At 33.9% G+C, this 12193-nt stretch carries 11 protein-coding genes; 1 reads left to right on the top strand and 10 read right to left on the bottom strand.

Annotated elements, in window-relative coordinates; all coding sequences use genetic code 11:
• The first annotated feature begins 155 nt into the window (after nt 1-155).
• Complete coding sequence (locus HRU50_RS02415; RefSeq protein WP_296347775.1) at nt 156-452, top strand: GIY-YIG nuclease family protein; 297 nt, start codon at nt 156-158, stop codon at nt 450-452.
• Nucleotides 453-700: 248 nt separating this feature from the next.
• Here HRU50_RS02415 and HRU50_RS02420 read toward each other — a convergent pair whose 3' ends face one another.
• The 10 genes from HRU50_RS02420 to HRU50_RS02465 form a co-directional block, all read right to left on the bottom strand.
• A complete protein-coding gene (locus tag HRU50_RS02420) occupies nt 701-2083 on the bottom strand; it encodes an MATE family efflux transporter (RefSeq protein WP_296347777.1) in 1383 nt (460 codons plus the stop codon).
• Between the two features lie 46 nt (nt 2084-2129).
• Nucleotides 2130-3287: an agmatine/peptidylarginine deiminase gene (locus tag HRU50_RS02425; RefSeq protein ID WP_296347780.1), complete on the bottom strand. Its 1158-nt coding sequence runs from the start codon at nt 3285-3287 to the stop codon at nt 2130-2132.
• 78 nt (nt 3288-3365) lie between these two features.
• Nucleotides 3366-4409 (bottom strand): nuclease-related domain-containing protein, encoded by a 1044-nt coding sequence (locus HRU50_RS02430; protein ID WP_296347782.1) that lies wholly within the window; start codon nt 4407-4409, stop codon nt 3366-3368.
• Nucleotides 4410-4522: 113 nt separating this feature from the next.
• Nucleotides 4523-5461, bottom strand: coding sequence for a HEPN domain-containing protein (locus HRU50_RS02435; protein ID WP_296347783.1), 939 nt, complete (start codon nt 5459-5461; stop codon nt 4523-4525).
• 261 nt (nt 5462-5722) lie between these two features.
• Nucleotides 5723-6268 (bottom strand): hypothetical protein, encoded by a 546-nt coding sequence (locus HRU50_RS02440; protein ID WP_296347785.1) that lies wholly within the window; start codon nt 6266-6268, stop codon nt 5723-5725.
• Nucleotides 6269-6393: 125 nt separating this feature from the next.
• Nucleotides 6394-6879, bottom strand: a complete 486-nt coding sequence (locus HRU50_RS02445) for a hypothetical protein (RefSeq protein ID WP_296347787.1) — start codon at nt 6877-6879, stop codon at nt 6394-6396.
• 18 nt (nt 6880-6897) lie between these two features.
• Nucleotides 6898-7815, bottom strand: a complete 918-nt coding sequence (locus HRU50_RS02450) for an AraC family transcriptional regulator (RefSeq protein WP_296347789.1) — start codon at nt 7813-7815, stop codon at nt 6898-6900.
• A 192-nt stretch (nt 7816-8007) separates the two neighbouring features.
• Nucleotides 8008-8763, bottom strand: a complete 756-nt coding sequence (locus HRU50_RS02455; protein WP_296347791.1) for an SDR family oxidoreductase — start codon at nt 8761-8763, stop codon at nt 8008-8010.
• Between the two features lie 291 nt (nt 8764-9054).
• The gene (rsgA, locus tag HRU50_RS02460; RefSeq protein WP_296347793.1) at nt 9055-10122 is read right to left on the bottom strand and encodes a ribosome small subunit-dependent GTPase A; all 1068 of its coding nucleotides are present in this window, start codon (nt 10120-10122) and stop codon (nt 9055-9057) included.
• Between the two features lie 299 nt (nt 10123-10421).
• Nucleotides 10422-12167: an aromatic amino acid hydroxylase gene (locus tag HRU50_RS02465; RefSeq protein WP_296347794.1), complete on the bottom strand. Its 1746-nt coding sequence runs from the start codon at nt 12165-12167 to the stop codon at nt 10422-10424.
• Nucleotides 12168-12193 lie beyond the last annotated feature (26 nt).

Raw genomic sequence — 12193 nt, forward strand, 5'->3', positions numbered from 1 at the left:
GAAAAATTGTATCGAGAACTCATTAAACTAAAAACCTCTATGATTAAAAATCAGTACGTTTACTTCTCGATACAATCACGTATAGCGTGACCACTCGAAGTGACGTTTAATGCTTTAATTAAAAATTTGTATCGAGAAGTAACTATATTTAAAACATGAAACTATTCTATGTATACATTCTTAAATGTTCAGATAACTCTTATTATACAGGAGTAACTTCAAACCTTAATGATAGATTCATTCAACACAAATCTGGAAAAAATCCAGATAGCTATACGTTCAACAGAAGAGCTGTTAAACTCGTTTATTATGCTGAATTTACAGACATTAACTTAGCAATAGAAACTGAAAAGCAAATTAAAAAATGGTCTAGAGTCAAAAAGGAAGCTTTGATTAATGGTAATTTTGATGCTTTACCGAACCTCGCTAAAAAGAATTTTAGCTCTAAATAACTTCTCACTACAATTAATTCTCGATACAAATTTCCCTTGTTATCACAATTGAAATTCACTTGAATTGACGAAAACTGAAAACACCAAATTGAAAACCACGTCAGTTCGAGTGATTTTGAGGTACGAAAAATTGTATCGAGAACCTTTTGAAAGCGTACTTTAATCTATACAATACCTATAATATATGAGGATTTAGACTTGTTCTCGATACATTTCGCCATTGCGAAACACTCGAACTGACGTCTAAATTATGCAGTACTAGAATGAGAAATAAGCCTCTTAGTCAAATAACGAAGCCTAATAAACAATAAAATGGCGGCAGCTGTTAGACCTGCTAAGAGTCCTATCCAAATCCCAAGACTGCCATAAGCGTCTTCTTTACCTAAAAAATAACTGATTGGAAAACCAATCACCCAATATGAAATAAAGGTGATAATGGTTGGCACTTTAACGTCTTGCAGACCACGTAAAGCACCAAGAACAATCACTTGCAGACTATCACTAATCTGAAATACTGCAGATGCCAATAACAAAGTAGCCGCAATTTTTACAACCTCAGCAGTATCTAAAGCATTGGTTGGATCATCTAAATCGACATATAAATCTGGTAAAGCTTGATGAAAAATCACAAAGAACAAGGCAAATACCACAGCAAACATAAAACCGACTAAAAATATGGATTCTGCAATGCGTTTGAGGTTGACGAAATCTTTTAATCCTTTTTGATTTCCAACACGTACCATGGCGGCTACACTTAGTCCCATCGCTACCATAAAGGTCATTGATGATAAGTTAAGTGCAATTTGGTTGGCTGCTTGTGCATTCTTACCTAAAAGTCCGCTGAGCCAAATCGCTGCAGTAAAAATGGCCACTTCAAAAAACATTTGCATAGCACTTGGTAACCCAAGATTCATCAGTTTTTTGATAGGCTGTTTAGAGAGTTTAAAAAACTTAATATTTGTAACATAAGGTCTTGAACGTTTACGCTTCGCGAGTAACCACCATAAGAAAAATACCATCACAAAACGCGACACTAATGTCCCAACAGCAGCGCCAACAATTCCCATTTCTGGGCAACCAAACTTCCCGAAAATAAGCACATAATTGATCGCAACATTTAGCACGTTAGCTACAATGGTTGCAAACATTGGGTATTTAGTCAATGACATGCCATCACTAAACTGTTTAAACGCCTGAAATACGATAAGCGGCACTAAAGAAAAGGCCACCAAATCTAAATACGGAATCGCCAAAACCACCACTTCTTCTGGTTGATCCATTACATACATTAAGGGTTTGGCTACTAACTCTAGCAAGAAAAGTACAATCCCTAAAACTGTACACAAAAACAAACCATGTTTAAACACCGATTTGCCTTTTGTAAAATTCTGCTCTGTGTCTGCTTCTGCCACTAATGGTGTAATGGCTGTAGAAAAGCCAATACCTAATGACATGGCAATAAAAATAAAACTATTACCCAAAGACACAGCTGCCAATTCTGCGGCACCCAATTGCCCAACCATAACATTGTCTACAAAGCTTACAAAGGTATGCCCAAGCATGCCTAAAATAACTGGTGACGCTAGTTTAAGGTTGTACCGAAACTCTTTGGTGTAATTGCTTAGAACCATGCCGCGAAGGTAATGGTTTTGGGATAAGAATTTGAGAATTTATTTTTTATTCAGCAGGTTGCTGTTGGGTAACACAATGCACCATTCCGCCATTGGCGTACAAGTTTCTCACATCAATACCTACAACGGTTCTTGAAGGATATAGAGATTGAATAATTGCATTTGCCACTGCATCATTAGGATCATTATAATTTGGCACTAACACTTTTGTGTTGGCAATATAATAGTTAACATAAGAGCCTTTATAGCCCAAATCTGTCCCATCCGTGGTCACCACATTTTGCTGTGTTAGTGGCACATTAACAAAGGTGTAAGCATTACCATTTTTGTTTTTGGCAGCGTAAAGTTTGGTGATATCAGTTGGTTTAACATCATAGTCTAGCAAGTCGTTTTCTGCCATGGTAACTATGGTTTCTGAATTACCAAATCTTGCAAAACCATCTATATGTTGATCTGTAAGGTCTAAACCTGCTTGCCCATCTAACCATATAAAATTTGTGACACCTAAGTAGGTCTTAAAAATGGCTTCGACTTGTGATTGGGTCATGCCTGGATTTCTATTGTTATTAAGAATAGAACTCTTACAAGCCATTAAGGCACCATGACCATCAATCTCTACACTGCCACCTTCATTAACCATTACAGCATTGAGGTCTACTAGCGTTTTACCTTGGTCTGCAGCTATTTTAGACGGAATGGCATCACAATGATCTGATTGAATTGGTAAGCCACTGAACTCATCTGTCTTATTGCCCCAAGCATTAAAGCCCCAATCTTGTATCACCAATTGACCACTATTGTCTCTGGCATAAATTGGCCCATTATCTCTTACCCAGGTATCATCTGTTTTATAAATTTTAAAATCTACATTGGCTAATGCCACCGCTTCATTGGTAAGTAAAGCTATAATTCTATCTTTTTCTGTTTGGTTATATGCAATAATGTGGACATTCTCGCTGGTTACCAATGCCTTAGTCATGGCAACCCAAGTGGCATCTAAGCTGTTGCGATACGCCAAGCCATATTGGTAATGGTGCGGCCATTGTAACCATGTACCTTCATGTAGCTCACTTTCTTCTGGCATGGTATACAAGACGTCTGCCGCATTAGTTTGAGCTGTATCATCTGTATCTTTTTGACAGGCCATTGTCATGACTAGAAGTATTAGAAGTAAAATATTCATTTGACGCATTGCTGTTATCATAAAACCAAGGTAGTACTTTGCCTTAATAACTTATCGATGAAAGTTTTTATTGTGAAATATAGCTACTTTAATTGATAATTATTTTAGCTCTGCAACTAGTCTATTAAATTGCTTATCTGTCAAAACAGGTTTGTAATATGTAATGTAATCGTTCAGTTCTTTAAGCAATTTTACAGTAACATATTTAAATTGCCCCATCGGTTTATTTTTAATCATCACAATGAGATTACGAATAGGAATAGTTTGTTCACCCCAATGATGATAAAAAGGTATATTCTCAGATATATAAATGTAAAGCGCAAAATTTGATCTTTGAATTTGTTCAATTGGCGACCTTAAACTGATGGAATTAACCGACTTCTCACTCCAGTTTTTAGTCTCAATTATAAAAATACCTGCTTTAGAAATTAATAAATGGTCTATTTGAATTGAATAAATTCTATGGTTTTGCTTCCTGTAATAAATAGGTTCTGAAAATCTAAGATTAAAGTCATTTATTAAGACATAATCGTCCGAAAGTTTTTTTACTTCTTTTACAACTAAATTTTCACCTATTGCACCAGAAATTAAATTTCTAGATTGTTCTATTACGAGTTTTGTCTTTTCTAATTTCTTTAGTTTAGGTTTAGCTCTTTCTGCAATTATATTCTGCTTATCAGCTTTATATCTCTGAATAAAGTCTTCATCTTTTTGAATATTTCGTGTAATAGTTTTAACCGACATATCTACCCATGAACTCTTATTTTTTATAAAGTGTTCTGATTGCTTTTTTAAAGAGGATAACTTGATGAAGGTGAACAGTTTTCTTAGAAAGCCTTTATTTCTGGTATTTATGGAGTTAATTCTTAATTGGAAATCTGAAATTTGATTGTCTATTTTTTCAGTTTCCTCCGCAATTATTGCCACACGTTGTCGCATTCTTTTTTTGAGGTTAATACAAGTATCTTTGTACTCACTATCTAATTTCTCAGATTCATCATTTAGAATTTTAAGTTTTTCTTTTTTGAAGTTAGATAAAAAATCTTTTATCTCTTTGATAGAATTAAACCGATGAATCCCATTACTGACTAACTCAGATTTTAATGATTTTAAAGACTCTATTTTGCCATATACTCTTGCCACCTGATATTAATATTGCGGTCTTAATTATAACTATGTACTAATCTAAGAGAAATTTTAAGCTTTTAATATGACTTTCGTTTTAGCGATTAAACCGCTATTATTTTTATACATTGTTAGCTACAGTATTCTTTGTACAGTAGATATTTTTTAAAGTTGTCTTTAGTAATTATTGTATCGTCTTTTAATATTCTAATCCAATTCTCATTGAGTGTTTTATAATGATTTACTGCTTGTGGTATACTATTTAATGAGTTAGACAAAATATTATCAGTAATAAATTCATCCATAAAAATATCAAAATAAGAATGCGCATTTTCGACTAGAATATCTAAGTTTCTAGAATTTCTGCCATCGTGGACAATGTTATTCCTAGTTCTATAAATTCGTTTTATATGCCATCTAATCCTCTGATTATGCTTTTCTAGATAAGATAATATGTTTTTAGTAGAATTAAGATTTTTATTTAAATCATCAATCCTATAACGTAATAAAGGAAAATCATTTAGCTTACCATATAAAGACTTTCTTTCATTATCATATTCAGCTGACAAGCAAAATGAGCAAACTGCATCATTATCAGAACTTTCACCAGTAATTTTCTTTATTTCATCAAATTCAGTTTTGTTCCAATTGTATATAGATACAGATAATTCATCAAATATTCTTTCAAAATATTTTAACGAGGTAATATGCCCTAATGAATTTATTATATGAACTACTGTCGTAGTTTTTCCTGTTCCGAACAAAGTCTCATATGTAATCCATAAATTTAATAATCTATTTTCGTTTGAGTCAGATTGAATTGCAAGACTATGAAGGTTAACCGCACGATTAAATTTCAATCTTGTTGTATCATTAGGTGTAAATTTTTTCAAGAATGCTTCTAACATTTCAGCAGCTGCTTTATGTGACATATCCTCTCCTTTAGCCATTGGTGAAGTTGTTGGCTCGATTAAAAAATGTTTGTTTTCTTGACTTATTATAGCTGACCTATCAATTGTGGGTGGATTTTTATGATGAAAATATGAAAAGAAACTAGCTAATGTATTCAATAATTTTATCGCCTTTAGTCTTGCTGACTGAGAATCAAAAGCTCTTATTTTTAAACATTTAGCAAATACTTCATTTTCATTTTTTGAAGAAATGAATTCCTTAGTTTTTTCATTAATCTTCCTTAAATCGAGTTCGCTAAGTATTTCTAGATTATATTTTGAGCAAAGTTCTTTTATTTCATTAAAGCTATCTGAGACCTTTATATAAACAATGAACTCTTTTCTTTCAGGTTCAAAATATTTAAAGAAGTGTGATATACCTCAATTTTGAGGCAATCTTCCTTTGAAAAAGTAAAAATTAACCTGATGATAAATATAACTTTGATGAAACCCAACATTAATTAAAGCCGTAACCAATTGGCTGGCCAATATGTTAAGCTTAATTTTTGAACCAGAATCTAATTCTTTTTCAATAAGTTCGAATAGTTTTGGTATGAGTTGATTTAAGGAAAGCTTATTAGATAAAATTTCTAAATCGACTCTAAATTTCGATTTATCATTTTCAATTTTTAAAGGAAAGTATATTTGATATTTCGGACCTAAAATACTTTTGGTGACAATATCTGTCTTAGCTTTGAGATTAATCTCGTCAACAATATCTTTTAAGTTGACATCATTAGTTAAATCATCCTTAATCTTATTTAATCTACTTCTTGCTTCAAAAAGAAGTAAATAGATGTTTAATGCATAATATTTATAAGAATCAAGAGTATAGTCAAATAGTAATTCATTCATTCTTTGAGCAAAGAATAAATCTAGCTCTTCAGTTCCATCAATTTTCCAATTTTTTAAATTCCCTTTTTTCATTCAGATATTGTAGCTAACGTTAAGATATGGTTCTGTTAACTAATGAACTATATCAATTGATAAGCGAAGGTCGTATTTTTCTTTGAGGAAATCAATACGTAACATTACGTATTTTAGACATGATATTAACGTCTAGCGTTCACATTTAAGACAATAGATCGCCACAGTACACCCAAACCTAAAACCAAGAAAAAGCAACCACCAGTGACGTATGTAAATTTGGTGTTATTGCTAATCATAGTTTCATAATAATCTAAGCGCCAACTATTATATGGTGAAGTAAATAAGCCAGTTCGGGCTAAAAATACAGATACTGCCAAAACTAGTACAGTATTAATGTGGCCAATGGTAAAATATCTGTTTAATAGAATGACTATTGTTAAAATTGTTAATGCTACCATGATCTTCCAATCAAGATCATTACTTACGAACTCTTTATAGCGTATATGAGATAAATGCTCTTGGGTTATTACAGATTCACTAAACAAAACATCCCATTTGTCTTCATTATAAGCTACATACAACCTATAGACACCTGTAAATAGAGCTTGTACTGCAATACTTTGCAATATCACTAAGACAAAATCAAACTTACCGAGGAATTGGGACATGTGTTCGCTTCAAATAGTTTAATTAAATGTTTTTCGAAATTCTAATGGTGACATTTCTGTCTTGCTTTTAAACAATTTGGTAAAGGATGATGGTCTCTCAAAACCTAAACTGTAGGCGATTTCACTGATAGAATCTGTAGTACCAGACAATTGGGCTTTGGCTTTTTTTATGAGTTTGTTGTGTATGTGCTGTTGCGTGCTTTGCCCTGTTGCAGACTTTAGCATACTACTTAGATAATTGGGTGATAAATGCAGTTGCTCTGAGACCCAAGCTACTGTTGGTAAACCTTTATCTATCAACGTTGGTTCATTAAAGTAGTCTTCTAAAAGGGTTTCAAGTTGGGTAAGAATGTGGTGATTTGTAATCTTACGCGTAATGAATTGGCGTTCGTAAAAACGCTCTGCATAATTTAATAAGAGTTCTATCTGCGAGATGATAATCTTTTGGCTAAACTTATCGATATTAGATTGATACTCGCGTTGAATATTACGCAACAAATCTAGCATCATACCTTCTTCTTTTTCGGACAGAAATAAGGCTTCATTTACGGTATATCCAAAAAAGTCGTACGATAACATCTGTGTCGCTAAAGCGGTATTCCATAAGAAATCTGGGTGAATCAACAATAAAAAGCCTTCGGGCTTACCCGCTTTAACATTAGGATTACTCGCCAAACTCATCACTTGGTTTGGCGCTAAAAACGTCATTAGGCCTTCATTAAAATCATACTCTTGTTGTCCATAAAAGAACTTGTAAGGTATATTGCGTTTTAACCCAATGGTGTAGTAATCTTGCCTCCATCTTATGCTATCTATATCTTCTGGATACTGCACATCGCTATAATTCACCAAACTGATTAATGGATGCTCCGGTGAGGATAAATTAGCGAGTTTATGATAGTCACTAACACTTTTAAAATGTTTAAGGTCTTTCATAGCATTAAAGTTAAGTATATCTATTTACATGTGAAGTCAGTTCGAGTTTTATTTAATAGTAACTTGATACACTTCGACAGGCTCAGTGTGACATTTCTATTGTTTTGGATAATTGAAACTAGAAGATACTGATTCTTGTTCTCGATACAATTCTTCGTACCTCTGAATCACTCGAACTGACGATTTATAGAATTAGACTAGCATTCCGCCAGAAACTTCAATACGTTGTCCGTTAATCCAGCCTGCTTTATCAGAACACAAGAATGCTACAGTACCACCAATATCTTCTGCTTCTCCTACTCTACCAAGTGCTGTAATACTTGCAATCATAGCAGCCTTTTTCTCATCTTTATTGCTTCCGCCAGCAAAATCTGTAGCAATAGCTCCTGGTGCAATAACATTAGCCGTGATTTTACGCTCCCCAAGTTCTTTGGCTAAGTATCGTGTAAATACTTCGACAGCACCTTTCATTATGGCATAAGCAGACATGCCAGGTAAACTAAAGCGTGCCAATCCGCTAGAAATATTCACAATACGACCACCTTTATTTATAAATGGTAATGCGGCTTGGGTTATAAAATAGACACTTTTAAGATGAATATTCATCATCTCATCAAACTGCGATTCTGAAGTGTCAGCAACCAAATTAAAGGTGCCTGTGCCGGCATTATTGACTAAGAAATCAAAATTTGGATTGCCATTTTCTTGTTCTAAGTATGCGGTTGCCTGTGTTATAAATGTTTTACCGTTTTCTGGATTGTTGGCATCAAAAGCAAAAGCTGTTGCTTTTTGTCCTAAAGCTTCAATTTCTGAAATGACCTCATCTGCTTGCGCTTTATTTGTGTGATATGAGAATATAATATCAACTCCATCTTTGGCTAGACTAATAGCCATATCGCGACCTAAACCTCTGCTTCCACCTGTAATAATTGCAGTTTTTTGACTCATTGTAATGTGTTTTAATAATTAACACTACAAAGGTGCGCAGCTAAATCCTTCTAAAATGTTCCAAATCTATGGAGTTGTTTTCCGAATCTACGGTAGTTGAATTTGGGGCTATTTATATTGACTTAGACGTTCGTTTTTTCAATCAAGGAATTTCCCGGTCAAGGTAGATTATTAAGTATGTTTTTATTACTTAAAACTGCACATTTTAACAACTCACATCAACTGATTGTGATTAAAAATATAGCAGCGAGATATTGCCATCTCGCCGCTATTTGAGTCATGAGAATGCACTTAGTATTTCCTAGATTGTTTTAGGTGCTTCATTTGTCTCACCATTTTACCAAAGTCCTTATCTTTTTTTCGTTTTTCTGCAACAGTAGTTTCAAAATGCTCTTCTTCGCGTTTCATTTTTAGATAATTTTCATAGAACAATTGGTCTAATTCTCCACCTTCTACAGCTGTAATAACAGCACAACCTGTTTCAATGGTATGCGAACAATTTTTAAACTTACATTGATCAGCAAGCACTAGTATTTTTTCAAAAGTTTTGTCTATTCCACCCGCAGCATCTGCAATACCAACTTCTCTTATACCAGGATTATCAATGATAATACCACCATGCTCTAGAACTATCAATGCTCTATGTGTGGTAACATGTCTTCCTTTATTTGTGCTTGAGCTTATAGTATTGGTCTTCATCAATGCTTTACCTGCAAGGTTGTTTAAAAGACTAGATTTTCCAACGCCTGAAGAACCTAACAAACAATAGGTTTTACCTTTTTCTATGTGTGCCTTTACGTTCTCAATTCCTGTTTTAGAGCTATTACTTATAGCCATTATTGGTACCTCGGCAACTCTTGTTTTAACTTTAGTTAGCAATTGATTTAACGTAATATCATCAATTAAGTCAATCTTATTCAAAATGATTATCGGCTTTACTTGTGATGCATTACAAATGGTAAGAAAACGTTCTAATCGATTGATATTAAAATCTCTATCAACAGCTTGCACTATAAAGGCAACATCAATATTTGTAGCAATGACTTGCTGTTCTCCTGTTTTGCCTATGGCTTGCCTTTTAATGATTGATTTTCTTGGATATACAAAGTGAATAAGCACTTTATGATCATCATATTCTGAAATTGCAACCCAATCACCTATTGCCGGAAAATCCATTCGAGACTGAGCTGTATATCTCAAATTCCCTGTGATTTCTGCATCTAAGTCACCTTGTTCGGTTTTAACCGTATAGCGTTCTTTGTGTTCTGAAATCACTCTTCCGATTTCAAACTCTGAAAAGTGATGTTGTGTCCTTAATTGTTTAATGGTATCGTTGTATCCGAAATCTTCTAATTTCATCTCTTGTATGTTTTAAAGTATCGTAAACAATCTGGTATGTGTATAGAAATTTAAATACCCTAGCATTCACAATAACTATGTGTTTTTTGTAAAATGTAAATAAATGGTAACACCTCAGATGGTTATCTGAAGTAATGAATGGTAATAGTCTGTAGAAACAGACTACCTATTTTACAATATCCGAATACGATATTACAGATGAAATTGACATAAAATGTAATTAGAATACAAAGTTAAAAAATTCCTTAAAAGGCATCAAATAATGACTGCGTTAATCTCTTAAGGAATTAACTGTTACATTACGTATTTTTCAGCAAATTAATACCATCTGTAATCAGGACTTTTAATGATGGATGAGATTCTATAAGTTGATGAAGATAGTCCTCTACAGATGTTGCTAGTGTATCATCTTTTGTAATTTCTAATAGCTCTAATAACAACAACCATTCTTTAGATTGATTATCTCTATATTTCTGAAATAAAGCCGAGATTTGTTCGTTGCTTGCATCACTTGATTCTCTCATATATCTCACCAAAGCATAATCTTGCTCGCTTGCCTCAGTGGCCTTATTCTTTACCTTCTTAATGGTTTTTGTGAGAGACTCACCATATAAATTAGGAAAGGAATTACTGTCTGCAGGCCCAGCGAAAGCCGACACTACTTCTGTACCAACGGCCATATCAAAAGTGCCCCATTCTGGTGCAAATAAGATCTCGCCTTTATAAGTCACCGTACAATTAGACAATTGAATGAGCATGAGTTTGCCTTGTAAGTTTCTAATGCCTGTAATATTTAGACCTTCTACTTTAATACCGCTTTCAAACTCAAATTCTAACCATTTTCCATCATAAAAACTATAGGCTTTTAAATCTACAGGCCCCATATCTTCAATGGCCAAATTGATATTTTTCAATTTACCTAAAGGTGAACTAAAACCTTCTTTATGATAATCTATACCATGACCTATGAGTTCTTTTTCGCGATAAGATAACGTTGTAGGACCTTCAGTTTTAAAGAAAATAATCTCATTATCATCATTTAATATCATTCGAGAAAACTTACCCGAAATTTGTAAACCCGTATTGAGTTCTATACTTCCAACCATTTCTGATGCTATAAGTCGCTGTAAGCCTTTTCGTCCTCCTTTACGAAGACTTAAGGTATTTGCAAACTCTTCAAGTACTTGCATTAACTTAGAAAAATCTGGTGTAACGTATAGTTGTGGTTGCGGCTTGGTAACGTCAAAAGCTTGGTTAGCCGCATCTATAGAATATGGTATTTTTTTTACAGTCTCTTTAAGGCAAGAGGTACTTTCTCCTATTGATGACAATAAACCGGCTCCATATATTTTAGGGTCTTCAAGATAGCCAATTAATCCATACTCAACGGTCCACCATTGTAAATTACGGATTTGCGCCATTTCCGAAAGCTCAACAGTTTCATTTTGAAGTGCTGTAATTTCGGCTTCAGCTTCATTAATGGCTTCTTGAGGAATACCTTCAGCTTCTTTAAGGATAGATAATTTTCTAACCGCTTCGTACATATCCATATCGTGTTTAGACAATATGGCTTTTGCTCCAATATCTCCTAAACGTCTTAAATACTCGGCATAATCTGGATTAGCAATTATTGGCGCATGTCCGGCCGACTCATGAATAATGTCTGGTGCTGGTGTGTATTGAATATGTTCTAATTGTCTAATGTCTGAGGCTATCACCAACACTTTGTAGGCTTGAAATTCCATAAAAGCATTTGGTGGAATAAATCCGTCTACAGCTACTGCGGCCCAACCGATCTCTTTAAGAATGCGGTTCATGCCATACATACTTGGAATAGCGTCTACACTGACACCTGTTTTTTCTAACCCTTCAAGATATGATTGGTGGGCAACCTTAGATAAATGATTCACCAATCGCCTTAGTGTATAGCGCCAAACAGCCTGATCTATAGGCGTATAATCATCGTAGTTTTGAGGTTTGATAAACTGCTTTAAGTGCTTAGGAAGTCTATCTATTAATTCATTGCTCTGGTAATCTTGCGTCATTGGTCTCCTAAAATCAACGTTTACTA

It is taken from the genome of Winogradskyella sp., from assembly GCF_013213835.1.
In the GTDB taxonomy this organism is placed as follows: Bacteria; Bacteroidota; Bacteroidia; order Flavobacteriales; family Flavobacteriaceae; genus Winogradskyella.

Coding starts and splice junctions, on each gene's coding strand:
- HRU50_RS02415 (WP_296347775.1), top strand. CDS start 156: ATGAAACTATTCTATGTATACATTCTTAAATGTTCAGATAACTCTTAT.
- HRU50_RS02420 (WP_296347777.1), bottom strand. CDS start 2,083: ATGGTTCTAAGCAATTACACCAAAGAGTTTCGGTACAACCTTAAACTA.
- HRU50_RS02425 (WP_296347780.1), bottom strand. CDS start 3,287: ATGATAACAGCAATGCGTCAAATGAATATTTTACTTCTAATACTTCTA.
- HRU50_RS02440 (WP_296347785.1), bottom strand. CDS start 6,268: ATGAAAAAAGGGAATTTAAAAAATTGGAAAATTGATGGAACTGAAGAG.
- HRU50_RS02445 (WP_296347787.1), bottom strand. CDS start 6,879: ATGTCCCAATTCCTCGGTAAGTTTGATTTTGTCTTAGTGATATTGCAA.
- HRU50_RS02450 (WP_296347789.1), bottom strand. CDS start 7,815: ATGAAAGACCTTAAACATTTTAAAAGTGTTAGTGACTATCATAAACTC.
- HRU50_RS02455 (WP_296347791.1), bottom strand. CDS start 8,763: ATGAGTCAAAAAACTGCAATTATTACAGGTGGAAGCAGAGGTTTAGGT.
- rsgA (WP_296347793.1), bottom strand. CDS start 10,122: ATGAAATTAGAAGATTTCGGATACAACGATACCATTAAACAATTAAGG.
- HRU50_RS02465 (WP_296347794.1), bottom strand. CDS start 12,167: ATGACGCAAGATTACCAGAGCAATGAATTAATAGATAGACTTCCTAAG.